Genomic DNA, 25,137 nt, shown 5'->3' with positions numbered 1-25,137 from the left:
TCAGCTGCCCCAGGAGTCACGCAGGGTGACAGTGCGGTTGAACACCGGGCGGCCCGGCTGGCTGTCTTTCAGGTCGGCGCAGAAATAGCCTTCGCGCTCGAACTGGAAGCGGTCCTCGGGCTGGGCCTGGGCCAGCGACGGCTCGGCACGGCAGCCGCGCAGCACCTGCAGCGAATCCGGGTTGATGTTGTCCAGGAAGCTGCCGCCCTCCTCGGTCTTTTCCGGGTTCGGCGAGCGGAACAGGCGGTCGTACAGACGCACTTCGCACTCGACGCTACCCTCGGCCGGCACCCAGTGGATAACCCCCTTGACCTTGCGCCCTTCAGGGTTCTTGCCCAAGGTGTCCGGGTCGTACGAGCAGCGCAGCTCGACGATGTTGCCGTCGGCGTCCTTGATGGCCTCGTCGGCGCGGATCACGTAGCTGCCGCGCAGGCGCACCTCACCGGCCGGCTCCAGGCGCTTGTAGCCCTTCGGCGGCGCTTCCATGAAGTCGTCGCGGTCGATGTACAGCTCACGGGAGAACGGCAGCACGCGTACGCCCATGTCTTCCTTCGGGTGGCGCGGCAGCTCGAGCTGCTCGACCTGGCCTTCCGGGTAGTTGGTGATGACCACCTTCAGCGGGCGCAGCACGCACATGGCGCGTGGTGCGGTACGGTCCAGGTCGTCACGGATGCTGAACTCCAGCATCGACATGTCGACCACGCCGTCGGAACGGTTGGTGCCGATCATTTCGCAGAAGTTGCGGATCGAGGCCGGGGTGTAGCCACGGCGACGGAAGCCGGACAGGGTCGACATGCGTGGGTCGTCCCAGGCTTCGACGTGTTTTTCGTCGACCAGTTGCTTGAGCTTGCGCTTGGAGGTGATGGTGTAGTTCAGGTTCAGGCGGCTGAACTCATACTGGCGTGGGTGTGCCGGCACCGGCAGGTTGTCGAGGAACCAGTCGTACAGCGGACGATGCCCTTCGAATTCCAGGGTGCAGATCGAGTGGGTGATACCCTCGATGGCGTCCGACTGGCCGTGGGTAAAGTCGTAGTTGGGGTAGATGCACCACTTGTCACCGGTCTGGTGATGGTGGGCATGGCGGATGCGGTACAGGATCGGGTCGCGCAGGTTCATGTTCGGCGACGCCATGTCGATCTTGGCCCGCAGCACGCGCTCGCCGTCCTTGAACTCACCGGCCTTCATGCGCGCGAACAGGTCCAGGTTCTCTTCCACGCTGCGCTCGCGGAACGGGCTGTTCTTGCCTGGCTCCTTGAGGCTGCCACGGTATTCCTTGGCCTGCTCGGGGGTGAGGTCGCAAACGTAGGCCTTGCCACGCTTGATCAGCTCTACCGCCCAGTCGTGCAACTGGTCGAAGTAGTCGGAGGCGTAGCGCACGTCACCGGCCCAGTCGAAGCCCAGCCACTTGACATCGCTCTGGATGGCGTCGATGTACTCCTGGTCTTCCTTGGCCGGGTTGGTATCGTCGAAACGCAGGTGACAGACGCCGCCGAATTCCTTGGCCAGGCCGAAGTTGACGCAGATCGACTTGGCGTGGCCGATGTGCAGGTAACCATTGGGCTCCGGCGGGAAACGGGTAACGATGCGGCTGTGCTTGCCCGAGTCCAGGTCGGCCTGGATGATCGGCCGCAGGAAGTTCGCAGGGACAGCGGGGGCGCCTTTGGCAGCGGCGTTGGGCGCGTTGTCGGCAGTGGGCTTGCTCATAGGATCCTTGAATGCACGTGGCCGGCCTGGGTAGGCCGATTGAATCAAAGGGCCTATCATAGCCGAAGCAGTCAAGCTGCTGACAGTCGGGCCCGGACAAACAGGCGTGATTTATCACGGCTTTTTGCCGCAGCCTGGCAAAATGGCCAGTGCGCGCCATGTGTCGCGATCGCCTGATCCTGCGTCAGGTGGTAACCCGCGCCCTGCGCATCCTAATTCCCGATTGCCTTGAAAGAGCGAGTTTCAGCATGTCCAAAGTCAAACTGAGCACCAACCACGGCGACATCGTCCTGCAACTGGACGCCGAAAAAGCGCCGCTGACTACCGAAAACTTCGTTCAGTACGTCAAGGATGGCCACTACGACGGCACCGTGTTCCACCGCGTGATCAAGGGCTTCATGATCCAGGGCGGCGGCTTCGAGCCGGGCATGAGCCAGAAGAAGACCCGCGCCAGCATCCAGAACGAAGCCGACAACGGCCTGAAGAACAAGAAGTACAGCATCGCCATGGCCCGTACCATGGAGCCGCACTCCGCCTCGGCGCAGTTCTTCATCAACGCCTCTGACAACGACTTCCTCAACCACAGCGGCAAGAACGTGCAGGGCTGGGGTTACGCGGTGTTCGGCGAAGTGATCGAAGGCCGTGAAATCGTCGATGCCATCGAAAAGGTCGCGACCGGCTCCAAGGCTGGCCACCAGGACGTGCCGAAAGACGACGTGATCATCGAGAAAGCCGAGATCATTGAGTGATCCTGCTGATCTCCGATCTGCACCTGCAAGAAGAACGCCCGGACATTACCCGGGCGTTTCTTGATTTGCTCGATGGTCGTGCCCGCCACGCCAAGGCCTTGTACATCCTCGGCGACTTCTTCGAAGCGTGGATCGGCGACGACGCCATGACACCCTTCCAGCAGTCGATCTGCCAGGCCATGCGCCGGCTGAGCGACAGCGGCACGGCCACCTACCTGATGCATGGCAACCGCGACTTCCTGATTGGCCAGGCCTTCTGTGACGCCGCAGGCTGCACCTTGCTGGCCGACCCCAGCGTGATCGAACTCGCTGGCGAACCGGTGTTGCTGATGCATGGCGACACCTTGTGCACGCGTGACCTGGGCTACATGAAGATGCGCCGTTTGCTGCGCAACCCGCTGAGCCTGTGGATCTTGCGCCACCTGCCGCTGGCGGCGCGGTACCAGTTGGCGCACAAGCTGCGCAGCGAAAGCCGCACGCAAGTACGGATGAAGGCTACCGAGATCGTCGATGTGACGCCGGAAGAAGTGCCCCAGGTGATGGCCGCGCATGGCGTACGCACATTGGTGCATGGCCATACTCACCGGCCGGCGATCCACAAGCTGGTGGTCGATGGGCAACCGGCGCGGCGCATCGTGCTGGGTGACTGGGACCGCCGGGGCTGGGTCTTGCAGGTGGATGAGCAAGGCTTTCAGCTGGCGCCGTTCGAGTTTTCCTGACGCCGTAGCGCTGCTAATACCGGCCTCTGCGCGAGCAAATCCGCCCCCACAGGTATCGTGCTGCTTGCAGTCCTGGTGCAGTACTGTGGGAGCGGGTTTACCCGCGAAGAGGCAGGCACTGGCTAACGTTTCAAGGCCGGCTGACCACTGCCCCCTTGTCCCGCTCACTGATCACGACTTCCCGATACTCCGGGTCAGCCTTGATCTGCGCCTCGGTAAACGGAATCGTCGCCAGTTGCCTGGCCGCAAACGCCTTGGTCTGGTCACTGGCATGCGCCGAAGCCGCTTCACTCGACAGGGAAAACGCCAGCAACCCGCGTGCCTCCGGCCCCTTGTCGGTAAAGCTGACCAGTTGCAGGTAGCTGGTACCACTGACCACCAGCCGCTTGCCCTGCCCGTGCGGCACGCTGTGGATCGCGTTGTACACGCCCAACGCTTGCGGGCCGCCCGGCACCGGGGTGCCGTCGACCGCCTGTTGCACCTGGCCCCAGCGCACCTGCCCTGCCACACCACTTTCATTCACCTGCCTGAGCGACGCCAGCGCCGCCTGGTGCAGCCGTTTGCGCACCGCCGCCTGCTCGACCGCCAGGCCGCGCGGGGTATGCTGGGGGTCGGCTGGATCGAAAGCCACCCGCCAGCTATCCGGGTGTTTGGCCAGCGCCTCGAACAGGTTGTTGAAGTGCACCAGGCCAATGCCACTGTCGAGGTCGGCCTTGCCGTTCCAGGCCGCCAGGCTGCTGCATACGGCCTGCACATCGGCAGCGGCGCCCTGGCACCATTGCAGCAGGTCTGGCAGCACCAGACTGGCCAGGTACACCTCATCGTCGGTCACCATGCGTTGCAGATCATCGATACTCAACCGGGCCTTGCCCTGCAGGCGTTGCAGGGCAAAACGGCCACGCATGCCCAGCGGCTGGTCGCTACGGCTTACCAGCGGCGAATAGCCGGTCAGCGGCTGCGCCGGGTTGGTCATCCAGGCCGGGTCGTTGGAGTTCTGTACGAAATCGCTGCGCTGGAGGCTTGGTAGCAGGCGCGCCGGGAAGATACCCGGCTGTGCCGCTTGCGCGTCCACTTTCCACGCACACACGCTGCGCGAGCCATCGAGCACTACCAGGCGCCCCTGGGCCTGCGGATTGCTGCAGGTGTCCAGCAACTGCTGGTCGACATAGGGCACCACCGACTGGTTCAGGTACAAGGCTTGGCCACCCTGATCCACCGCCAGCGTATTGACCCAGGGAATACCCTGCAACTGCCCGATCGACCCCTGCAGCGTTGCCAGGCTGTCGGCGCGGTTGATCTGGTACCACTGCTGCAATACCCGGGTGTTTTCCAGGTTGGCATCCCGCAAGCTATAGGCCGTGCGGCTGTCCCAGTCCAGGCGCCCGGGCCATCGCACCACCGGGCCGAAACGCGAACTGTAGATCTGGCGTTGTACCTGGCTCAGGCTGCCGTCCTCGGCCTTGACTGCAACGCTGATGGTCTGCCGGACCAGCGGCAGCGATTTACCATCGAGCAGGTAGCGGGTCGGGTCCTTGGGGTCGAGCTGCAGACGGTACAGGGTAAAGTGCTGCGACGTATCGACCGTGTGCGTCCAGGCCAGGTGCTGGTTGAAACCGATATTGACCACGGGCAGCCCCGGCAATGCCGCCCCCATCACATCGAGCTTGCCAGGGATGGTCAGCTGCATCTGATAGAAGCGCATGCCCCCCATCCACGGGAAGTGCGGGTTGGCCAGCAACAGGCCGCGACCATTGGCCGAACGCCGGGCGCCCAAGGCCACCGCATTGCTACCGCGCTCCAGGGCAAAACGTTCCTGCCGGGCCAGCGCCGTGGCATAGCCGTTCGTGGCCTGCCGGTCGGCCAGACTGGGCGGTTGCGCACCCGCCAGGGCTTCGACGAACTGCCCGACACCCCCTTCGGCCAACAGCCGGCGGGTCAGCTTGACCAGGTCTGCGCTACTGATCGGTCGCAGCCACTCGCCATTGCCGCACTCGGCGGGCAACCCTTGGCCACGGCGCTCTGCCAGGGCCCGGTTGTAGCCGCTGGCATAGCCCGCCAGCAGCGCCTGGACCGAGGCCGGTTGTGCCTGCAAGAACGCATTGACCGCCGAGGGGCTGTTGAGCCAGGTGAAGAACAGGTCACTCGCCAGGTTGTCGCGCTGCTCCAGCGTCTTGCCGTTGGCACCGAAATATCGGGACCGTTCGCCGCTGACGGTCAGCACCTCGTTACCCAGCAGGCACAGGTTGTCCTGGGCATAGGCGTAGCCGATGCCATAGCCCAGACCCCGCTCATCCTTGGCCACGATATGCGGCACGCCATAACTGGTGCGACGAATCTGCGCGCTGGCATCGCCTGCGGCGGTCTGTGCCGGAACACCTGCGCTGAACGCCACCAAGGCGACAGCCAGACCAGCGCAAGTCATGGGACGGAAAAGTGGAAACACAGGCATTCCTCGTTTTCGGGGGGTCATCCCGATCAGACGAATACCTGAATGGAAATTTTACCAAGCACCGGCTGATGAAACGTCTTACACGGTAACCGGCATTTTTTTTCACCGAAGGGCTGCAGTTTTTCCCTTCTCATTCGTCTTAGTCAGTGAGGCACCGATTGTTTCGGGTTCGTCGACGAAAAGGAGCATTCACATGTACAACCCGCCATCCTCGATCCAGGCCGGGCGCGTCCCGGGCAAAGCGCACCAGGGACAGGACGCACTGGCCGACGGACGCACCGGCAACGAACAGATCCGCGAGTTGTTGCGCACCTTCGGCCTGCGCACCAGCCTGATCCGCCTCAAGGTGATCGACACCCTGCACGTCGCCCAGCGCAGTGGCCGCAGCATCGGTGTGCGCGGTGTGCACGCACAACTGGAACAGCTGGATATTCCGCTGTCGTTCCTCAGCGTGCGCGAAGTGCTCAAGCGGTTGTGCGCAGAAGGCGTCATCCAGCTGGGCAGCGACAAGTGCTACAGCCTCCACCCCCAGGCACGCGCCGTGCTGGAGCAGGCGTCTTCACGCTGAGTGGGCGGCCGGCCACACCAGGCCGGCCCAGCTCGTCAGGGCTTGAACTTGCGCCGCAAGATGCCGTTGATCACCACGACCACCACGGCGATGGCAATCGCCAGTATCTGAAAGGTCTGTTCACTGATCGTGCCCTGCTTCTGCAGATGGGACAGGCCCAGCATCAGGCCCAGCACGACCAGAATGATCAGAATGGAATATTTGAGGCGCTGCACGTGTGTCATCGAAGGTTCCTTGCAACATCGGGGCAAATGGCTCGCAACGAGCCGCGGCAATGATACAACGCCGGTCGGCCCCGGCGCTGGATTTCCTGCTGGGTGAGCCGGCGGCGGCCTGAAAGCATGGGGCTCCCAAGTTACCCGCCGGAGTCACCATGTACAAACCCCTGCTGTTCGCATCCCTGTTTCTGACGCCTTTTTCCTTGCATGCACTCGATACCCGCCAGGCTTCGGCCGAGCAACTGCTTGAGCTGGGGCGCAACCTGGCAGACCAGGCCGGTGCCAGCCAGTGGCAACAACTCTGGCAACGGGTGCGCCAGGCCGGCTACCTGCAGGCAAACGGTGCATCCGTGCATTTCAGCGTAGCGCCGGCGCGGCTGCCTGAACTGGCCCGGCAAACCTTGGCCCAAGCTGACCGGGTCCAAGCACTGCAGCAAACCCAGGCTGTGTACCGGCGCACCTTTGCCGGCCAGGTAGTCGGCCAGCGCGACGGCCAGCCGCTGCATGCACTGTGCCTGCTGGTCGATTGGCGCACGCTGCCACAAGGCATGCTCGACACCCCCCAGTCTTACTTGCGCAGCGCCAGCCTCCTGAGCAGCTATCCGTGCGACTGAGGGGTACCGGACCCAACAGGCATACCCGGAGGAGACCCGATGGGAAACCGCCCGCTACAGCCGAGTGTTGAATCCATGTCCTACAGCGCCGGATATCGCTGCCTGCGAAAGCTGTTCTCCGAAGCTACAAGCCCAAACCCCTATGTCGCCTAGCGACCTGCCAGGGCTGTCGCAGAAAATTCAGTCACACCGTCGACATAACGCCGCTGGTGATCGGGTAGTAATCCCATCCATCCCCGAGGAGCGCCACATGGAATTGCCAGACTTGAGCCAAATCGATACCAGCCAACTGCCCCATTCGTTGCAGGCCCTGATTGACTGCATCGGCATCGAAAACGCCTATCAGCTCACCTGTGCATATGGCGGCAGACCCAAGTACATCCCCAAGTACCGTGAGCGCACCAAGCTCGCCGACGTTCTGCCGGCCGAAGCACTTGACGCACTGATCAAGCGTTTTGCCGGGGTCGCCCTGGAAATTCCCAAGGCCGACCACTTCCTGCGTCAACTACGCAATCTGCAAATCCAGAAAGAAAGCGCCAACGGCTTGTCACGCAGCCTGTTGGCCAACAAGTACGGCCTCAGCCTGCGCCAGATCGGCAACATCCGTCGCCAGGAAGCGTGCGCTCGCTGAGCCCCAACCCCCGTGACCGGTCGCTAATGATCGCTTGTCACACCCAACCAGAAAGAGAGACCCGTCATGATAGATAACAGCCTCATTGGATCCGTCATCAACTCGTTGCCGATGGATCGCATGATTGCCGGCCCGCTGCAAGCGATGGTTCAGGCCCAGGTCACCGCGAGCAAGTCATACGCCGACTTCCTGATGCAAGTATGCATCCAGGACGGCAAAGCGGTCGCCATCCAGTTCGACTACGACGAAACCATTGTCGACGAACAGGGCGAATACAAGGGCGTGGTCAGCAAGACCATGAAAGTGCCGCTGCTGGCGGCCATTACCCACCCGAACATCGCCATCGAAGAAGGCAAGGTCGAGTTCGAACTGACCATCGAACAGTCGGCGGAAGACACATCCAGCAGCGAAAAGAGCGGCGAAATGGCCGCCTCGCTGGGCTGGGGACCTTTCAAACTCAACATGAAAGGCAGCATCAGCCACAAGTCCACGCAAACCCGCAAGACCGATACCCGCGCCCGCTATGCCTTCAACACCACCCTCAAGCGCCAGGAACCCCCAGAAGCGCTGATGCGGGTGATCGACTTCCTTACCGACGCCGCCACCAAACCGACCGTGGTCAAGACGGCAGCACTGGAAAGCCCCGATGCGATCTCGACGGCCGACACGCTGAATAACAAGGGCGCCGACGCTGGAGCCGGTGCCCGCAACGGCGCCATGGCGCCTTGAACCACGCAAAAACCACAAAAAAGCCCCCACTCGGCAGGGTGGGGGCACTACCGTCCAGAGGAGCCAAGTGAGTGGACAAAGTTCCTGCCCCGATGACGTCCATCGACCTGCGTGAAATTACGCGTGGCCTGCAAGAAGCCGCCAGCGCTACCAACGGTCTGATCGCGCAGCAGTATATCAACCTGTTCGACCAGTTCTTCGACTGTGACAGCGAAGCCTTGGGCGCGCCCATGAAAGCCAAGATGGTCGAGGTAGCGATGGACGGCCAACATATCATGCGCGTGCCCCTGTTCGCGCTGGTCTCGCCCAAGGGCCTGGCCTTGGAGCGTATGCAGGTCGACCTGTCGGTCCGGGTCAAAGGTACCGAAGCACAACGGGCACTGCTTACCGCCAGTGAAAACCAGGCCGCGAGCTTCAAGGTGACGATCGGCGGCCAAGGCCGCCAAGGGGAAAGCCGTGACCCGGACGAAGTGCAGATCCGCATGCAGTTCCAGGCCAGCGAGCCACCCGAAGCCCTCAACCGGCTGATCGAGGATTACACCAAGCTGATCATCCCGGTACGTGCCCCCAGCCCCCCGCCTTCGCCCGATACCAATGAGTTCATCGAGGCGGCTACGGTCCGTTGACGGCCGCCCCCCGCGCGACTCAGAAGTCGCGCTTGTAGAAGATATCCAGTGAACTGGCCAATCCGCTGGCAGCCTCGAGGTAGACCTTCTTGCTCAGCTTGTAGCGCAACGCAATGGTGTTGGCGGGCTCGAACACCCCCACGCCGTAGCGCAGGCTCAGCTTCTCGGTCAGGTTACCGCTGGCGACCACACTCGTGGTGTTGCCCGAACCTTCGGTGTCCAACTGGAAGTCGTCGATTCCCAGGCTCGAAGCGAGGCTGCCGGTGATGCCGGCGCTACCGGCCAACCCCAGGCCCAGAGCCGCCTCGGCAAGCATGTTGTTGTCTTCACCGGAAGCGCCCAGTGGCCGCCCCAGCACCAGGTATGACAATGCCTGTTCCTGGCTCATGGCCGGCTCCGAGAACACCTTGGTAGTGGGTTGCTCTGCACTGCCGGTCAGGCGGATACCGGCAATCACGTCGTCAACCTTGCGAATTGCTTCGATGTCCAGGTAAGGCTGGTCGATCGGCCCGGCAAACAGTAGCCGCGCACGGCGAATGGTCAGGCGCTGGCCGTAGGCACGGTAGCGCCCGTCGGCCAGGCTCAGTTCACCCCGGGTATCAAGGTTGTCGCCGATGTGTACATGGCCGAGCAGGTTGGCCTTCAGACCAAAGCCACTGAATGCCAGCTTGTCGTGGCCCACCTCGACGTCGATGTCCATGGCCATCGCCATGGGCGGGGTACCCTCTTCGGTCTGGTGGCCGACGATCACCGTGTCGTCCGACACTTTTACGGTGGACGGTGGCAACTCACGCACGGTGATCGTGCCTTTGGGTATTTGCACCTTGCCGGTGACTGCCAGCTTGTCGTCGACCAGGCGCAAGGTCAGGTCAGGGGCGACCTCCAGCGTCGCATAGGGCTCGACGGTAACGGGCAGTTGCTGGCCTTGCAGGCGCAAGTCCATGCCCAATGCCTGGCCCCAGGTGAGGTTGCCGCGCAACTGGCCCCGCCCCGCCTCGCCACTGCGCCAGTCACCCACAAGCTGCACCTGCTCGCCGGCAATCAACGCCTGCAACGACAGGCCTTCGACGCTGACCGGCAGCTCGGCGCCACTGACCTCGCCGCCGCTGAGCATCAGGTTGCCGTTGACCTGCGGCGCCAGCAGGGTACCCGACAGCCGTCCAGTGCCATTGAGCTGCCCGGCCAGGCGCTCGACCATCGGCACGAACGGTCGTGCCACTGACAGGTCGAGGCCGGCCAGGCGGAAATCACCGGACAACGGCTTGTTCCTGCCCAGCGGGTCGAGGCGGGTATTGACGTTCAGCTCACCCAGGCGCTGGCCACGGAAAACCAGGCGGGTATCGATGCGCCGTGGTGCCAGTGTGCTGTCCAGGCGCAGGGCCTGGTAGGGGAAGTCGACCCAGCGCTCCTGGTCACGCACACGCAGGGTACCGCCACTGGCGTCGACGACGATGCTGCCCTTGGGGCCGCTGGCGGGAATGTCCAGATTGATATCGGCATTGAGCAGGCCCTGCCAGGCGAAGTCTTTCGGCAGCCACTGGGCCAGGCTGTCCAGCGGGAACTGCTTGAGGTGGTAGCGCAAGCGTGGGTCCGGGGCCAGGCGCTGGTCCTCGCCACACAGGCTGGCCTGGCCGGAGCGCCAGCAATGGGCACCGAAGTCCAGCTGGCCGCTGGCCAGGCGCTGCAGGCGCGCCGGTGCCTGCAACCGCCAGTCCTGGCCACCGGCCTGGATTCGCCCGCTGGCCAGGCGCCCACGCCAGTCGCCCTTGTTCAACTGGCCATCCAGGCCCAGGTCGAGTTTGAGTTGCGGGCCGTCCAGCGCCAAGGTCAGCGCTTGCTGGCGAACGTCGCCCTTGCCGTTGGCCTGCAGCTCACCCAATGCCGTGTCACCCAGGTGGATGCCGCCGGCCTTGAGCACGAGCACGCCGCGCTGGGCGTTATCCAGGCGGGCATCCAGGCCCAGCTGCTGCAGGCGGTTCTCAGCCAGGGCCAGCCGTTGGCCTTGCACGGCCAGGGTACCTTGCGGGGCCTGCAAGGTACCGGCGACGTCCAGCCGGCCCTTGACCTGGCCCTGCAGCCTTGGCCACAACTGGCCCAGGCGCGGCAGGTCGAGGTCGATCCGCCCGGCCAGGCGTTGTTGCAGGCTGCCACTGCCAATGATGCGGTTGTCACCCAGTTGGATGGCCAAGGCGCCCAGCGTCCAACGCTCCCCTGCCCCTTGGGCGTCGACCTTGAGCACTGCCGGCTGGCCGCGCAGACGGCCTTTCAGGTCCAGCTGGGCCTCCAGGCTCAGCGCATCACCTTTGAGCTCACCCTTGCTGCGCAGCGGCCCGGCCAGGGTGCCTGGCAGCTCGGCCAGCCAATAGGCCGGGTCGAGCGCCGAAAGCTGCAGGGCAACGTCCCAGGCCAGGTGGTCGGCAAAACCCACGGCAACACTGCCTTCAGCCTTGCCTTGCCCGGCACTCAGCGCCAACTGCGGCAGCTTCAGCTGGCTCAGGTCCCCTTGGAACGGGCTGGCCAGGCTGAACGGCCCGGCCGGGCCATCCAGGTCGCCGTTGAAGCTGCCCTGGTAATTGCCATCGCGGTAATGCACCTGTGCGATGAAGCGCTTGAGCGTGACCTGGGGCGGCGTCTCCAGCGGGTACAGGCGCAGCCACGGGAAGTCCTGCCAGTCCACTTGGGCATCGGCGGCCAGGCCTTGCTGCCAGTCGGCCGTGGCTTGCAGCTTGACGCGCTGGGTGTCGCTGGCGCTCAGGTCCAGGGCAGCCAGCCTGGCGCCTTTGCTATCGACCAATCCAGACAACAGCAAGGCCACTGGCGACTGTTCGGCGGGCAGACTGGCAGAGCCCGACAACTGATAACCGCTGAGCAGGTTGCCCTTGGCATCGAGCTTGAGCTGGTTGAACTGCAGGGTGTCGGGTAGCGAACCGGCCGGTTTGAATGCCTCGGCGCGAACCTGCAACGCTGCCGGCAGATGCTCGGCCAGCGCCTGCAGCTGCCCGCTCAGGGTAGCGTCGAGGTAGCCACTGCTGGTCCCTGCCAGCTTCAAGGTATTCTGCAGTTCGCCGCTGGCAGTCAGCGCCACCTGCCAAGCTTTGCCGTCTACTGCGGGCAGTTGCAGCTGCGCCTGCAGTTGCACCGGCCAGTCGCCTTCGGGCTGCAGGTCGCCCTGCAGGTTCAACTGCAGGTCATCACGCTGCAGCTGCAGGCTGTCGATACGCATCCCGCTACGTGTCCAGTGCGCAGCCAGGTGCAGGTCACCCAGCAGATCACTGCCGTCCAGGCGCAACTGGCCGACCTTGACCTCACCCAACTCGACCGTTAACGGCAAACGCAGGCCTGGCAGTTGCAACGGGCCGCTTTCGCTCGGCTCGGCCGCTGGGGCAAAGGCCATGTCGATGCGCTGCGCCTGCAACTGGCCGATGCACAAGGTGCCGCGCAGCAAACATGCAGGCGACCAGGCCAGCAGCGGTGCCTGCAGCTCTACCCTGCTGGCACCGTCGGCCCAGACCAGCCGGCTGGCTTGCCAGCTACCGCCCAGGCGGCCCTGGAAATCCGCCACCTCAAGCCCAGGCACCTGGCCCAGGGTCCAGCGGCTGCCCGCCTCGGTCCCCAGCAGCAGGCCCACGGCAATACCGAGGCCGGCAATGCTCCCGAGCAGGCCCGCCAGCAAATACTTGATCACACGTTTCACAACTCAGGCCCCATGGAAAAGTGCAGGCGGATGCCCCCTTCGTCATCCAGTGCCCTGGCCAGGTCCAGGCGCAATGGCCCGACCGGCGATACCCAGCGCACACCAAAACCGACGCCGGTCTTCAGGCTCGGCAGCTCAAGGTCGTTGAACGAGTTGCCCTGGTCGACGAAGGTAGCCAGCCGCCACTTCTCGGTCAGTGAGTATTGGTACTCGACACTCCCAGCAACCAGGTAGCGCCCGCCAATGCGGTCGCCATCGCTGTTTTTCGGCGACAGGGTCTGGTAGTCGTAGCCGCGCACGCTCTGGTCGCCACCGGCGAAGAAGCGCAATGAAGGTGGAATGTTGTTCTTGAAGCCATTGGTCGCACTGCCCCCGAACTGCACCCGGCCGAGCAGCCTGTGGTTGTGACCGAGGGTGGTCAGGCCCTTGAGCAGTACGTTGCCATGCAACAGGTTGGTGTCCGAAACCAACCCTTCCTTGGCGGCCTGCACATCGAACTGCAGGCGGTAACCGTTATGCGGGTCGATGCGGTTGTCGCTGCGCAGGAACGAGAAGCTCACCCCCGGCATCAGCAGGTTGCTCAAGCCGGAATCATCGCCCAGCCGATACTCTTCCCGCTGGTACTTGAGCGAGACCACCCGCTGCCAGCCACTGGGCAGCTTGCTGTGCCACTCGGGGCCGACCGTCAGCAGCTTACTGAGCGTGTCGGTGCCAGCAATTTCCTCGTTCTGGTAGCCGCCGGCAAAGCGCAGTTTGTCGGTGAGCGGCGGGTCGAGCGGTATGTCGTACCACAGGCCGACGTTCTGCCGCGGTGCCGACAGTTCGGTTTCCCAGCCATAGCTATGGCCCTGCGGGTTGACCCAATGGCGAGTCCAGTTGGCCTTGCCGCGGGGGCCGACGTCGGTCGAAAAGCCCAGCCCCAGGCCCAGTGTGCGCGGCTTGCGCGTTTGCAGGTGGACGTCCACGGGGACCTCTTCGCCGACGGCGGCGGTAGGCGCCGCATCCACGCGCACGCCTTCAAAGTAGCCGCTCGATTGCAAGTCATTGTTCAGTTCGGCGACCAGTTCGGAGTCGTAGGGTGTACCTGGCTTGAACGAGACCATGCGCTGCAGCAGGTCGTCGTCCAACGGGGTGTCGCCGCCGAAGGTCACGGCGCCCAGGCGATAGCGCGGGCCGCTCTGGTACACCAGTTCGATGTCGGCCACACCCGCCTGGGGGTCCACCGCCAGGCGCTGGCGGCTGAAGCGCCCACTGAAGAAGCCATAGCGTGACGCCTGGTTCTGGATCAGCCGCTTGGCATCTTCGTAGTGGCCGTGGTTGAGCTGTTCACCGGCACGCAGGGCCTTGCTGTCGGGCAGGCGAAAAGCCTTCAGCTCGCTGGCGGGCCCTTCGATGCGCACGGTCACGTTGCGCAGGCGAATCGGCTCGCCCGGGGTGATGGTGATGATCAGTTGCGGGGAACGCTCGGCCGCGCTGGCAGGCTTGACCTCGGTGTCGATCTGCGCCTGATAGTAGCCAAGTGCCTGCGCGGCTTTGCGCGCCTGCTCCTGGGCGCCGCGACTGAAGCGCAGCAGCGCTTCTTCATCACGGTCGCCAAGGGTACCGATGTAGCCTTCGACATTGGCCTTGAGCGCCTTGTTGGCGGGTTCAACCTTCACCAGCAACTCGCTCTGGCCCCATGCTGCGAAACTGGCGGCCCAGATAACCAGGCCCCAGGTCAATCTTCCTGAATACGTCATGCGGCGCATGCTACCAGAGCCGCGCGCCCAAGTGAGCCGCTGCGCTGCCCGCTCAGGCAAAAGCGGAATCGGAAGAGACCGGGTTGGGATGAAAGAACACTCTCTCCCGGATTGGTCCTACAGCTACCTCGCCAATTTCTTCATAACCCTGACGCTGGTAAAACGCCAGGTAGTGTTCGTTGCCGGTGTCCAGTACCACGCCTTGGGTATTCGCGTCCGCTGCGCACCAGTCGTGCACCGCTTGCAACAGTTGCTCGCCGTACTGCTTGCCCTGGTACTGCGGATGCACGCCAAGCAGCGGCAACACATGGACCTTGTCGGTGGGCAGGCAACTGGCCAGGGCGGCCTGGTAGTCCATATAGCGGCGCGTACAGCGCAGGCCGGTGCCCAGCATCATGCGCAGGCGCCAGGCCCAGCTGTCGGCCACGCCCAGCCGGCGCAGCGGTGGCACGATCAGGGCCAGGGCGATCAGGCGGTCGTCCAGCAGCAGGCCGATGGCGGGCAGTTGCAGGTAGAAATGCTGGCGAACCCATTCGCGCACCATCACCCGCAAACGCCGCTCATATCCCGGGCGCTGGGCCTCGAAGATATAGGCAAAGGTCGGCTCGTGGCGGTAGGCGTTGTACAGCAGCGAACGCGCTTCGCGGCTGTAGCCGTCATCGAGCAGGCAGACACGAGCCGGAGCGGCAGTGGTTTCGGGCATTGCGGGCAGACCTCCTGGAATGGGCATACAGTGCCTTGGAGGTGCCTCAGCGTGCATCGTTCACCCCCCTGCACAGCACGTTAGCAGCAGCCTCGCGAAGCCGCCATGCTGGTGGTGACAGGCGATGTCGGCTAGCATCGCGCCTTTTACCAGGATTGTCTTTCCATGAAGATCGTCTGTTTCAACATCAATGGCCTGCGGGCCCGCCCGCACCAGCTGGCGGCGCTGATCGAAAAGCACCAGCCGGACGTGATCGGCCTGCAGGAAACCAAGGTCAGCGACGATCAGTTCCCAGCGGCCGAGGTGCAGGCACTGGGTTACCACGTGCACTACCACGGGCAGAAAGGCCACTATGGCGTGGCGCTGCTCTCGCGGCAGGCGCCGCTGAGCCTGCACAAGGGCTTTGCCAGCGATGAAGAAGATGCCCAGCGCCGCTTCATCTGGGGGACCTTTGCCGACGCCGATGGCACTCCGGTCACCATCATGAACGGCTACTTTCCGCAAGGCGAGAGCCGCGACCACCCCACCAAGTTCCCGGCCAAGCAGCGCTTCTACAGCGACCTGCAGGCGCTGCTCGAAGGCCAGTTCCGCAACGACCAGCCACTGCTGGTGATGGGCGACATGAATATCTCGCCGCAGGACTGCGACATCGGCATCGGTCCGGACAACGCAAAGCGCTGGTTGAAGACTGGCAAATGCAGTTTCCTGCCGGAAGAGCGCGAGTGGCTGGAGCGTTTGAAAGGCTGGGGCCTGGTTGACAGTTTCCGTCACCTGCACCCGGACGTTACCGACCGTTTCAGCTGGTTCGACTACCGCAGCCGTGGCTTCGAAGACGAGCCCAAGCGTGGCCTGCGCATCGATCTGATCATGGCCTCACAGCACCTGGTGCCGCGGATCAAGGCAGCGGGAGTGGACTACGAGCTGCGCGGGATGGAAAAACCGTCGGACCACGCGCCGATCTGGCTGGAACTGAGCTGATCGCATCGCCCGTGCGGCCTCGCATGGCCGGCCTTTGCGTTGCAAAGGGCCGCGCCTGCAGGGCCGTGCCACTGTTTTTCACAACCCCAAGCGCAACGCCTCGCCCACCCCTGCCCCGCGCATATCGTCAGCCGCGCTGACCAAGGCAAAGTTGTACGCCCCGTGCGACCAATAGCGCGCTTCCAGCTGCCCCTCCACGCGCTGCCCGTCGGGCATGCGCCGGTATTGCTCACCCGGTGAGCGCAGGAACAGGCTGATGCGCTGCCCCTTGCCGTCCTCGAACACCAGCAACGCCGCCGGGCCTTGCTCGTTGCTCAGCAGGCGTGCGCCGACCGGCGTGAAGCCATACCCTGCCAGGTCTGGCAACTGGCCCACGCGGCTGAAGTGCCGGCCCAGCCAGTCGCGCAACTGCGCCGGGTCGCTGGCCTGGATATCCAGCGCCTCGCTGCCGGCGAACAGACGGTGCGCCTGGACGGCATCGGCCATCGGCAGGCTGGCGTGCGTCAGGCTCAGGTCGCGGACCTGCCAACCGCCCAGGCCGCCCACCCCCAGTGCCAGCAGCAGTACCGCTGCCGTGGCCCAGCGCCGCTGGCGGCGCTGGCGTAGTTGCCGCTGCAGCCGGGCAAGGTCCAGCTGAGCCGCCCCGGGCAGTTCGGCAAAGCCGGCCAGCGCTGCGCGCAAGCGGCGGGCATCGGCACGCCAGCCCTCGACCTTGGCCGCTGCCTGCGGGTTGGCCGCCAGCCAGGCCTGCACTTCGGCGCGGCGTGCGGGCTCGAGGCGCTCATCGACATAAGCGTGCAATTCGTCTTCGCTGGGGATCAGGCGCGTCATTTGAGTCTCCGCAAGGCTGGTGGCTGGGGGGCACCTTCGGTCAGTTGGCGCAAGGCATTGCGCGCGCGCGACAGGCGCGACATCACGGTGCCGATGGGGACACCAAGCGCCTGCGCGGCCTCCTTGTAGCTCAAGCCTTCGATACTGACCAGCAGCAACAAGGCACGTTGTTCTGCCGTCAGCCGGGCAAACGCCTGCAAATCGGCCTGGGCCAGGATGGTGGCTTCGAGGTTGTCGCCAACCGGTTCCTCGTCACGCTCGCCACGGCCAAACCAGGACAGCCAGCGCGCATGCAGGCGCTCACGGCGTTTAGTGTCAAGGAACAGCCGGTAGAGAATGGTGAACAGCCAGGCGCGCAATGCATCGGCATCTCGTTGTTGATCGCGCCGGCTCAGCGCCCGCTCTACCGTGGCTTGCACCAGGTCATCGGCGCTGCCCGGCTCGCGCGTCAGCCACACGGCAAAGCGGCGCAGGCGGGCAAGCAGCTCGCGCCACTGGTGGTCGTCCAGATCGTGCATGGCAAAGTCCCGGCCTTTGAGGGTGTCAGTGTAAGGGGCAGACGCCTGCCAGGAAATTTTATTCCGGCCGAGGGAATAAGACTTTGCCGGCGGCGTCGTACCGGCACCTTCACTGAACCGGACAATGACCATGAACTCACCCCTGCACGGCCAGGCCCGGGCCTTGCGCCTGGCGGCCATCGGTGCCGTGATGCTGGCCGCCGGCGCCAGCTTTGCCTATGCCGCCGGCTGGCTCGGCGAGCCCCGGCTGACGCCACAACGGATCATCGACACATTCGAGGCCCAGGCTGGGCACTACCCAGGCTACCGCAAGAACCACGCCAAAGGCCTGTGCGTCAGCGGCTACTTCCAGGCCAGCGGGCAGGCTGCCAGCTTGTCCACGGCGCGCGTGTTCAGCCAGCAACGGGTGCCGGTCGTCGGCCGCTTCGCCATCGGCGGCGCCAATCCGTTCGCGCCCGATACCGGCATACCGGTGCGCAGCCTGGCCATCGAGCTGCGCACCGATGACGGGCAGGTCTGGCGCACCGGCATGAACAACCCGCCGGTGCTGGCGGTGAGCACCCCGCAAGGGTTCTATGAGCAAGTGCTGGCGAGCGCGCCGGACCCGGCTACCGGCAAACCCGACCCAGGCAAACTGCAGGCGTTCTTCGCCGCCCATCCGGAAAGCGCGGCGTTTCGCCAGTGGGTCGCCGCCTACAAACCCAGCAACAGCTTCGCCAGCACGCAATACCACAGCATCAATGCCTTCCACCTGGTCGATGCAGCTGGCGCCGCCCACCCGGTACGCTGGCAACTTGAGCCACACAGCGCGTTTGCCGCGTTGCCTGCACAGGTCGATGACAAGCAGTTCCTGCAACATGACCTGCAGCAACGCCTGGCCCAGGGCCCTTTGCGCTGGACCCTGCGCCTGGTCCTGGCCGAGCCGGGCGATGCGGTGGATGACCCTGCCCGCCCCTGGCCTGCCGAGCGACGCAGCGTGGATGCCGGCACCCTGGTGCTGGAGCAGGTCGATGCTCCCGAACACGGCGCCTGCCGTGACCTCAACTTCGACCCGCTAATCCTGCCCCACGGTATGGAAGCGTCGGCCGACCCGATCCTCGCCGCCCGCTCCGCCGCCTATTCGGAATCCTTCAACCGCCGCAGCCGTGAATCGCTCAGCACTGGAGCCCGCCCATGAGACCCGAAGCCTTCCACCCGATCGCCCGCCTGCTGCACTGGCTGATGGCCATCCTGATTCTGGCCATGCTGTTCATCGGCGTGAGCATGGTCGCGGACCTGTCGCCACGTCATACCGTGCTGATCGGCCTGCACAAGGCCACTGGCCTAGCCCTGCTGGTGCTGGTCGTGCTGCGCATCGGCGTACGCCTGGCTCTGCCCCACCCGCCCTTGCCAGGCGACCTGCCAGCATCGCAGCGCTGGGCCGCCGGCGCCTCGCACCTGCTGCTGTACGGCTTGATGCTGGCCATGCCGCTGCTGGGCTGGGCCATGCTGTCGGCGGGGGGCTATCCGCCGCCGCTGGGCCTGCCGGCGATGGCCCCACACGACCTGCAGCTCTACGCCGTCTTGCGCCAGGCGCATGGCTGGGCCGGCTACCTGCTGTTTGCCACCGTGCTGGTGCACGTGGGGGCAGCATTGATGCATGCGTGGGTGCGTCGTGACGGGGTGTTGCGCAGCATGTGGCCCGGCCCTTTGCGCCGCAACCCGTGACCGCCAGCGGACAGGGCGCTCGACAACCGATGGCGATTCCTGATCAACTCGGCTTCCTGTCTGCCGCACTGCCCTGGACTGCCTGATGAATGCTGCAAAGGATCCTGCCGCTCTCCTCCCTGCCAGCACGCTGGACCTGCGCCCGCTGCTGCTGGCCAACATGGCCTGTACCCTGTCGATGATGGCCTTTGTCGCCCTGATCGGCCCGATTGCCCGGCAGCTCGGCATGGCCACCTGGCAAGCCGGTGCCGCGGTTACCGTGGCGGGGGTGGTCTGGGTACTGCTGGCACGCCCCTGGGGGCGCGCGGCGGATCGCTTCGGCCGCCGACGCATCCTGCTGCTGGGCAGCGCCGGCTTCACCCTGGGCTATTGGCTGATGTGCCTGTTCATCGAAGGTGCATTGCGCTGGTTGCCGGGGGCGACGCTGGCGTTCATCGGCCTGACCCTGGCGCGCGGCTGCATCGGTGCCTTCTATGCTGCCATCCCGGTGGGCTGCAACGCGCTGATCGCCGACCATGTCGAACCCCAACGCCGGGCCCGGGCCATGGCCGCGCTGGGCGCCGCCAACGCCGTCGGCCTGGTAGTCGGGCCGGCATTGGCCGCGCTGCTGGCGCGGCACAGCCTGAGCCTGCCGTTCCACATTCTGTCGCTGCTGCCAGCCAGCGCCTTCCTTGTCCTGCTGTTCAGCCTCAAGCCACAGGCGTTGTCGCACCGCCATGTTCCGCGCCCGGTGCAGCTGAACGACCCGCGCCTGCGCCGCCCCCTGCTGGTTGCATTCTGCGCCATGCTCAGCGTCACGGTCTCGCAGATCGTTGTCGGGTTCTTCGCCCTCGACCGCCTGCACCTGGGCCCAGCCGAGGCCGCCCAGGCCGCCGGCATCGCCCTGACCACGGTGGGCGTGGCACTGATCCTGGCGCAAGTACTGCTGCGCCAGCTGGAATGGCCACCGCTGAAAATGATTCGGGTGGGTGCCACAGTGTCGGCCCTGGGCTTTGCCTGCGGGGCCCTGGCAACCACGGCGCCGTGGCTGTGGGCCTGCTACTTCGTCGCGGCGGCGGGCATGGGCTTCGTGTTCCCGGCGTTTTCCGCGTTGGCGGCAAATGCCATGCACGCGTCGGAGCAAGGCGCCACAGCCGGCGCCATCGGCGCGGCGCAGGGCATGGGCGCAGTGATCGGGCCGCTGGCGGGCACCCTGGTGTATGCGCTGGACCCACGCTTGCCATTCCTCGCCGTTGCGGCCCTGCTGCTGCTCGTCGGGCTGTGGCCGATGCCCGCCGCACAAAGGGCCTGACAAGCACAGCGCGCAAGCGTGCAGAGTGTGTTTTAATGCGCATCGCTCATTATTTTTGACACCTCTTGAATACAAGGCGGCTATGGACACGGGGACGCGACTCAAACTGGTGCGTGAACGCAACAACCTCTCCCAACGGGAACTGGCCCGCCGCAGCGGGCTGACCAATTCGACCATTTCGCAGATCGAGCAGAATCGCGTCAGCCCTTCGGTCAGTTCCCTGAAGAAACTGCTCGAGGGCATCCCCATGAGCCTGGCCGAGTTCTTCAGCTTCGACGAGCCGGTGCGCGAAGAGCGCTACGTGTTCCGTGCCGGCGAACAGCCAGACCTGGGCCGCAATGGCTTGCGCATGCTGCTGGTCGGCGCCAGTGTCGAAGGCCGCCAGATGCGCATGCTGCGTGAACTGTATGCACCGGGTGCCGACTCGGGCGAACCGATCGTGCATGCCGAGGGTGAAGAGTGTGGCCTGGTCACCCGCGGTACCGTCGAGTTGTGGGTCGATGGCCAGGTGAGCGTGCTCAACTCGGGCGACGGCTACTACATCCCCACGACCCTGCCGCACAGCTTCAAGAATATCGGCCCGGACGAGGCCGAGATCATCAGCGCCAACACCCCGGCGAATTTCTGACCTCGCCGAACTGCCGCGAAGGGCCGCACAGCGGCCCCCGACAGGAGCAGCATGAACACCCGGACCATCTACCAATGCCTGCGTGATGCAGCGCTTGGCATCCATGCCTTGTCCGTTGAAGCCCGCCACGAACACGGCCTGGTCGATATCGCTATCCAGGGCTGGCAGCTGACACTCGCCATGGACGCCGAGGGCCTGGCCCAATGCGTCCATTGCCAGGCACCCAACGGGGAACGGGCCGGGCTCGAAGATTGGCAGCGCTATGGCACCAACCCGACCGACCTGCTCAGCCTGTGGGAACGCACTCAGCTGGAACGGCTGCTGGCGCCCTGACACAGCGCCTGCTCGACAAAGTCCAGGCGGTCCTGGCCGAAGAACATCTCATCACCGACGAAGCAGGTCGGCGCACCAAACACCCCGCGCCCCACAGCCTCTTCGGTCACCTGCCTGAGCGCAGCCTTTACCTGCTCGTCCCCCGCCAGCGCGCGAAATGCCTGCGGGTCGAAGCCACCCTGGCTAAGCGTAGCGTCGAGGACGGCGCTATCGCCCAGGTTGCGGCGCTGCACGAACAGGCCATTGAACAGCACTGCCAGTAACGCCTCGAACCGCTCCGGCGAGCGCAGTTGGGTGCCCAACGCCCCACGCATCAGGGCCAAGGTGTTGACCGGGAACCCCGGCGGCAGCCCGAACGCAACCCCATAGCGCGCGGCGAAGCGCGCCAGGTCGATGAACATGTGACGCCCTTTGGCCGGAATCATGACCGGCGAAGCGTTGCCGGTGGCCTGAAAAACCCCGCCCAGCAGCATCGGCCGGTAGCGCAGCGTGGCACCTTGGCGGGCGCACAGGCCAGGCAGCTGGGTCCAGGCCAGATAACTGGCCGGGCTGCCCAGGTCAAAAAAGAAGTCGACAGTCTTGTGCATGGTGACGATCCTTGCTCGGTGAAAGGGCTTTACCAACGTTCCAGCCAGGGGCGCAGGTCCAGTTCGAAGGTCCAGGCGTCGCGGGGCTGGGTGTGCAGGAACCAATAGCTGTCGGCGATGTGGGCCGGGTCGAGAATACCGTCCTGGTCCTTGAGGGCGTAGCGCTCGGGGAAACTGTCACGGATGAAAGCCGTGTCGATGGCGCCGTCGACCACCACGTGGGCGACATGGATGTTCCGCGGCCCCAGTTCGCGCGCCATGCTCTGGGCCAGGGCGCGCAAGGCGTGCTTGGCCCCGGCGAATGCTGCAAAACCGGCCGCGCCACGGGTGCCCGCGGTGGCGCCAGTGAACAGCAGGGTGCCGCGCTCGCGCTGGACCATGCGCCGGGCCACCGCCTGGGCGGTGAGGAAACCGGCAAAACAGGCCATTTCCCAGATCTTGAAGTATTTGCGCGGGGTTTCTTCAAGAATGCTGCAGGGCACATTGGCCCCGATGTTGAATACGAACGCTTCGATCGGGCCAATATCGCGCTCGATGGTATCGACCAGCGTCGCCACCTCCTGCTCCTTGCGCGCATCGGAGCCAAAACCGTAAGCCTGGCCGCCGGCAGCGCGGATTTCGTCCAGCAGCGGCTGCAGCCTGTCAGCCTGACGCCGGGTCACACAGGCGATGTAGCCCTCACGGGCAAAGCGCTTGGCAATCTCGCCACCGGTGGCATCACCCGCGCCTACCACCAGCACTACTTTTTGTTGTTCTGCCATGCCTGCACCTATTGGTGAATGATCGTTTAGTAAACGAACGCTATGTTATGATCGCCGCCAACGTCAAGCCCGCCTGCAGAGGCAAGTGAATGCGCTACACCAACGAACACAAGCAGCAAACCCGTGAGCGGCTGCTGGCCAGCAGCGGCGCCCTGGCCAAACGCGGGGGCTTTTCCAGCACTGGCGTGGCCGGGCTGATGAAGGCGATCGGCCTGACCGGCGGTGCCTTCTACAACCACTTCCCGTCCAAGGACGACCTGTTCACCGAAGTGGTGCGACAGGAACTGTGCAACAGCCCGCTGGCGCGCCTGGCCAACCAGGAGGCCAGCCGCGAACGCCTAGCCCGTTGCCTGCAGCAGTACCTGAGCCTGGCCCACCTGCACAATGCCGAAGGTGGCTGCCCGCTGCCGCCATTGGGGGTGGAGATTGCGCGGGCCCAGGCACCCGTGCGCGCGGTGGCCGAACATTGGCTGGTGGAACTGCACCAAGCCTGGAGCGCGACCCTGGAGGACGACGAGTTGGCCTGGGTGCTGATCAGCCAGTGCGTCGGCGCCTTGCTGGTCGGGCGCATGCTGGCCACCGAGAGCGTGCAGTCGCAGGTGCTGGATGCCAGCCGCCACTTCGTCGAGAAGGCCCTGCATGAAGCGGATTAGTCTCCTGCTGTGGCTACTGGCCCTGCCTGCGTTCGCCGAACAGGCTTGCCCGCCAGGGCAGTACCAGGTGTGCCTGATGGGGTGTTTCTGTGCGCCCATCGACCCCGGGCAGGCCGGGCAGATTTTCAAGGATGTTGAAGTGCTGGCTTCTTCCAGCCTGACCTACGCCTTGCAGCAGGCCCGCGACGAGGCCACCGCCGACGGCGTGCAACCGATCCCGCTGCATATTCGTGCACAACTCGAAGCCTGGTATGACTTTGCCGTGCTCGACGCGGCACGTTTCCGGGTGGGTGACGAACAGCAAATGAGCGCGGCCAATGCGCTACTGCAGAACCCTGATGTGAATGCCGTGACGCTGATCGACACGATCATCTTCCGCCGCGCTTCCGACGCCGAGGACAACGTCGCCTTGTGGGCACATGAACTGAAACATGTGCAGCAGTATCAGCAACTGGGTGTGGAAGAGTTCGCCCGACGCTACACGCGCAACTACGACGAGCTGGAAGCGCCGGCCTACAAGATCGAGGCTGAAGTGGGCAAGGCACTGCGCGCGCGTGGTTCAGGACAGGCCAGATAGATACTGGCGGTCGCCGTGCAAGCGGCGACCGCGTCGCTGGCCAACCCGCGCGTGTCAGGACGCCGCCGAAGCCTCTTCGGGCACCTGCTCACGGCTGGCATAACGTTGCGCCAGTACCGCACAGACCATCAGCTGGATCTGGTGGAACAGCATCAGCGGCAGGATCATCGCGCCGATGCCACTACCGACGAACAGCACCTGGGCCATCGGTACCCCGGTGGCCAGGCTTTTCTTCGAGCCGGCGAACAGGATGGTGATGCGGTCCTCCAGGTCAAAACCCAGCAGCCCGCCGAGCAGCCGGGTACCGTACAGCACCACCGCCAGCAAGATCCCGCATACGGCAAACAATCCGGCCAGGTGTTGCGGCGATACTGTGTGCCACAGCCCGGTGACGACCGCCTCGCTGAAGGCGGTATAGACCACCAGCAGGATCGAGCCTTGGTCCACCACCTTGAGCCAACGCGCATTGCGCTTGACCCAGGCACCGATCCAGCGCCGTGCGATCTGCCCGGCCACGAACGGCACCAGCAATTGCAGGGTGATCTTCAGCACCGCTTCCAGGCCCGAGCCGGTATCGCCACTGGCGCCGAGCAACAGCATGACCAGCAAGGGGGTGAGGAAGATGCCCAGCAGGCTGGATGCCGCCGCGCTGCAGATGGCCGCCGGCACGTTACCACGTGCCAGCGAAGTGAAGGCGATGGCCGACTGCACGGTGGCCGGCAAGGCACACAGGTAGAGCACGCCCAGGTACAGCTCGTTGCCCACCAGCGGTACGAACAGTGGCTTGAACGCCAGCCCTAGCAGCGGGAACAGCACGAAGGTGCAGGCGAATACCACCCCGTGCAGGCGCCAGTGGCCGGCACCGGCAATGATCGCCTGGCGCGACAGCTTGGCGCCATGCAGGAAGAACAGCAGGCCGATGGCCAGGTTGGTCAGCCAGCCGAAATACACCGCACCGTCGCCCGAGCAGGGCAGCACGGTGGCGAGCAGTACCACCCCGAGCAAGGCCAGGGTGAAGTTGTCGAACAACATGCGCAAATACTTCATTACCGTTTCCGTCTTGTCATTGTGCAAGGGCAGACGATAAGGTCTTCGACTTTTCGCCGCTAACGCCGGAACCCCCACCGGTA

At 64.7% G+C, this 25,137-nt stretch carries 26 protein-coding genes; 15 read left to right on the top strand and 11 right to left on the bottom strand.

Features of this window, described 5'->3' with window-relative positions; genetic code table 11:
* Positions 1-1,704, bottom strand: coding sequence for a glutamine--tRNA ligase/YqeY domain fusion protein (locus tag QSV36_RS09890; RefSeq protein WP_289131407.1), 1,704 nt, complete (start codon positions 1,702-1,704; stop codon positions 1-3).
* Positions 1,705-1,952: 248 nt separating this feature from the next.
* Between QSV36_RS09890 and QSV36_RS09885 the strand changes: the two genes are divergently transcribed.
* A complete protein-coding gene (locus tag QSV36_RS09885) occupies positions 1,953-2,453 on the top strand; it encodes a peptidylprolyl isomerase (RefSeq protein ID WP_289131406.1) in 501 nt (166 codons plus the stop codon).
* A complete protein-coding gene (locus QSV36_RS09880; RefSeq protein ID WP_289131405.1) occupies positions 2,450-3,172 on the top strand; it encodes a UDP-2,3-diacylglucosamine diphosphatase in 723 nt (240 codons plus the stop codon). Before QSV36_RS09885 ends, QSV36_RS09880 begins: the two co-directional genes overlap by 4 nt.
* Positions 3,173-3,302: 130 nt before the next feature.
* Here QSV36_RS09880 and pvdQ read toward each other — a convergent pair whose 3' ends face one another.
* Positions 3,303-5,615 carry a bifunctional acylase PvdQ gene (gene pvdQ / locus QSV36_RS09875; protein WP_502945660.1) on the bottom strand — a complete coding sequence of 771 codons (2,313 nt, stop codon included), beginning with the start codon at positions 5,613-5,615 and terminating at the stop codon, positions 3,303-3,305.
* A 199-nt stretch (positions 5,616-5,814) separates the two neighbouring features.
* On the opposite strand from pvdQ, the gene QSV36_RS09870 reads away from it, so the two are divergent.
* Positions 5,815-6,189, top strand: coding sequence for a fe2+ zn2+ uptake regulation protein (locus QSV36_RS09870; protein ID WP_289131404.1), 375 nt, complete (start codon positions 5,815-5,817; stop codon positions 6,187-6,189).
* Between the two features lie 35 nt (positions 6,190-6,224).
* On the opposite strand, the gene QSV36_RS09865 is transcribed toward QSV36_RS09870, so the two are convergent.
* Positions 6,225-6,413: a hypothetical protein gene (locus QSV36_RS09865; protein ID WP_289131403.1), complete on the bottom strand. Its 189-nt coding sequence runs from the start codon at positions 6,411-6,413 to the stop codon at positions 6,225-6,227.
* A 149-nt stretch (positions 6,414-6,562) separates the two neighbouring features.
* Here QSV36_RS09865 and QSV36_RS09860 point away from each other — a divergent pair, with 149 nt between their 5' ends.
* From QSV36_RS09860 to QSV36_RS09845, 4 genes are all read left to right on the top strand, one after another.
* The gene (locus tag QSV36_RS09860) at positions 6,563-7,021 is read left to right on the top strand and encodes a hypothetical protein (RefSeq protein ID WP_289131402.1); all 459 of its coding nucleotides are present in this window, start codon (positions 6,563-6,565) and stop codon (positions 7,019-7,021) included.
* A 250-nt stretch (positions 7,022-7,271) separates the two neighbouring features.
* Complete coding sequence (locus tag QSV36_RS09855; RefSeq protein WP_225778040.1) at positions 7,272-7,652, top strand: Mor transcription activator family protein; 381 nt, start codon at positions 7,272-7,274, stop codon at positions 7,650-7,652.
* A 66-nt stretch (positions 7,653-7,718) separates the two neighbouring features.
* Positions 7,719-8,381, top strand: coding sequence for a DUF2589 domain-containing protein (locus tag QSV36_RS09850; RefSeq protein WP_289131401.1), 663 nt, complete (start codon positions 7,719-7,721; stop codon positions 8,379-8,381).
* A gap of 71 nt (positions 8,382-8,452) precedes the next feature.
* Complete coding sequence (locus tag QSV36_RS09845; protein WP_289131400.1) at positions 8,453-9,007, top strand: DUF2589 domain-containing protein; 555 nt, start codon at positions 8,453-8,455, stop codon at positions 9,005-9,007.
* Between the two features lie 19 nt (positions 9,008-9,026).
* Here the strand turns inward: QSV36_RS09845 and QSV36_RS09840 are convergent, their stop codons facing one another.
* From QSV36_RS09840 to QSV36_RS09830, 3 genes are read right to left on the bottom strand one after another with little or no spacing between them, the layout of a single operon-like run.
* The gene (locus QSV36_RS09840; RefSeq protein WP_289131399.1) at positions 9,027-12,701 is read right to left on the bottom strand and encodes a translocation/assembly module TamB domain-containing protein; all 3,675 of its coding nucleotides are present in this window, start codon (positions 12,699-12,701) and stop codon (positions 9,027-9,029) included.
* The gene (locus QSV36_RS09835) at positions 12,698-14,440 is read right to left on the bottom strand and encodes an autotransporter assembly complex protein TamA (RefSeq protein WP_289131398.1); all 1,743 of its coding nucleotides are present in this window, start codon (positions 14,438-14,440) and stop codon (positions 12,698-12,700) included. The genes QSV36_RS09840 and QSV36_RS09835 overlap by 4 nt, the downstream gene beginning before the upstream one ends.
* 52 nt (positions 14,441-14,492) lie before the next feature.
* Entirely contained in the window at positions 14,493-15,143 is a 651-nt protein-coding gene (locus QSV36_RS09830) for a GNAT family N-acetyltransferase (RefSeq protein ID WP_289131397.1), read from the bottom strand.
* A gap of 165 nt (positions 15,144-15,308) precedes the next feature.
* Here QSV36_RS09830 and xthA point away from each other — a divergent pair, with 165 nt between their 5' ends.
* Entirely contained in the window at positions 15,309-16,121 is an 813-nt protein-coding gene (gene xthA / locus QSV36_RS09825; protein ID WP_289131396.1) for an exodeoxyribonuclease III, read from the top strand.
* A 78-nt stretch (positions 16,122-16,199) separates the two neighbouring features.
* On the opposite strand, the gene QSV36_RS09820 is transcribed toward xthA, so the two are convergent.
* Entirely contained in the window at positions 16,200-16,952 is a 753-nt protein-coding gene (locus tag QSV36_RS09820; protein ID WP_289131395.1) for an anti-sigma factor family protein, read from the bottom strand.
* Positions 16,949-17,470, bottom strand: a complete 522-nt coding sequence (locus tag QSV36_RS09815) for a sigma-70 family RNA polymerase sigma factor (protein ID WP_289131394.1) — start codon at positions 17,468-17,470, stop codon at positions 16,949-16,951. The genes QSV36_RS09820 and QSV36_RS09815 overlap by 4 nt, the downstream gene beginning before the upstream one ends.
* Positions 17,471-17,594: 124 nt before the next feature.
* Here QSV36_RS09815 and QSV36_RS09810 point away from each other — a divergent pair, with 124 nt between their 5' ends.
* The 5 genes from QSV36_RS09810 to QSV36_RS09790 all read left to right on the top strand — a co-directional run bounded on the left by QSV36_RS09810 (position 17,595) and on the right by QSV36_RS09790 (position 21,429).
* Entirely contained in the window at positions 17,595-18,647 is a 1,053-nt protein-coding gene (locus QSV36_RS09810) for a catalase family peroxidase (RefSeq protein ID WP_289131393.1), read from the top strand.
* On the top strand, positions 18,644-19,177 hold the full coding sequence (locus tag QSV36_RS09805) for a cytochrome b (protein WP_289131392.1): 534 nt from the start codon (positions 18,644-18,646) through the stop codon (positions 19,175-19,177). The genes QSV36_RS09810 and QSV36_RS09805 overlap by 4 nt, the downstream gene beginning before the upstream one ends.
* Positions 19,178-19,262: 85 nt before the next feature.
* The gene (locus QSV36_RS09800) at positions 19,263-20,468 is read left to right on the top strand and encodes an MFS transporter (RefSeq protein WP_289131391.1); all 1,206 of its coding nucleotides are present in this window, start codon (positions 19,263-19,265) and stop codon (positions 20,466-20,468) included.
* 82 nt (positions 20,469-20,550) lie between these two features.
* Entirely contained in the window at positions 20,551-21,096 is a 546-nt protein-coding gene (locus QSV36_RS09795) for a cupin domain-containing protein (protein WP_087500627.1), read from the top strand.
* Positions 21,097-21,147: 51 nt separating this feature from the next.
* Positions 21,148-21,429 (top strand): DUF7693 family protein, encoded by a 282-nt coding sequence (locus tag QSV36_RS09790; RefSeq protein WP_289131390.1) that lies wholly within the window; start codon positions 21,148-21,150, stop codon positions 21,427-21,429.
* On the opposite strand, the gene QSV36_RS09785 is transcribed toward QSV36_RS09790, so the two are convergent.
* Both QSV36_RS09785 and QSV36_RS09780 read right to left on the bottom strand, forming a co-directional pair.
* A complete protein-coding gene (locus tag QSV36_RS09785; RefSeq protein WP_289131389.1) occupies positions 21,402-22,016 on the bottom strand; it encodes a 2-hydroxychromene-2-carboxylate isomerase in 615 nt (204 codons plus the stop codon). The two genes, QSV36_RS09790 and QSV36_RS09785, sit on opposite strands and share 28 nt — an antisense overlap.
* 29 nt (positions 22,017-22,045) lie before the next feature.
* Positions 22,046-22,777 carry an SDR family oxidoreductase gene (locus QSV36_RS09780; protein ID WP_289131388.1) on the bottom strand — a complete coding sequence of 244 codons (732 nt, stop codon included), beginning with the start codon at positions 22,775-22,777 and terminating at the stop codon, positions 22,046-22,048.
* An 89-nt stretch (positions 22,778-22,866) separates the two neighbouring features.
* Here QSV36_RS09780 and QSV36_RS09775 point away from each other — a divergent pair, with 89 nt between their 5' ends.
* Together QSV36_RS09775 and QSV36_RS09770 are read left to right on the top strand one after the other, a co-directional pair.
* Positions 22,867-23,430 (top strand): TetR/AcrR family transcriptional regulator, encoded by a 564-nt coding sequence (locus QSV36_RS09775; protein WP_289131387.1) that lies wholly within the window; start codon positions 22,867-22,869, stop codon positions 23,428-23,430.
* Complete coding sequence (locus QSV36_RS09770) at positions 23,417-24,007, top strand: eCIS core domain-containing protein (RefSeq protein ID WP_289131386.1); 591 nt, start codon at positions 23,417-23,419, stop codon at positions 24,005-24,007. The genes QSV36_RS09775 and QSV36_RS09770 overlap by 14 nt, the downstream gene beginning before the upstream one ends.
* Before the next feature lie 54 nt (positions 24,008-24,061).
* Here the strand turns inward: QSV36_RS09770 and QSV36_RS09765 are convergent, their stop codons facing one another.
* Positions 24,062-25,054: a bile acid:sodium symporter family protein gene (locus tag QSV36_RS09765; RefSeq protein ID WP_289131385.1), complete on the bottom strand. Its 993-nt coding sequence runs from the start codon at positions 25,052-25,054 to the stop codon at positions 24,062-24,064.
* Positions 25,055-25,137 lie beyond the last annotated feature (83 nt).

The sequence above is a fragment of the Pseudomonas sp. BCRC 81390 genome (assembly GCF_030341915.1).
GTDB lineage: Bacteria > Pseudomonadota > Gammaproteobacteria > Pseudomonadales > Pseudomonadaceae > Aquipseudomonas.
The sequence above is the reverse complement of the archived record's forward strand: the minus strand, read 5'-3'. Positions and strand labels throughout refer to the sequence as shown.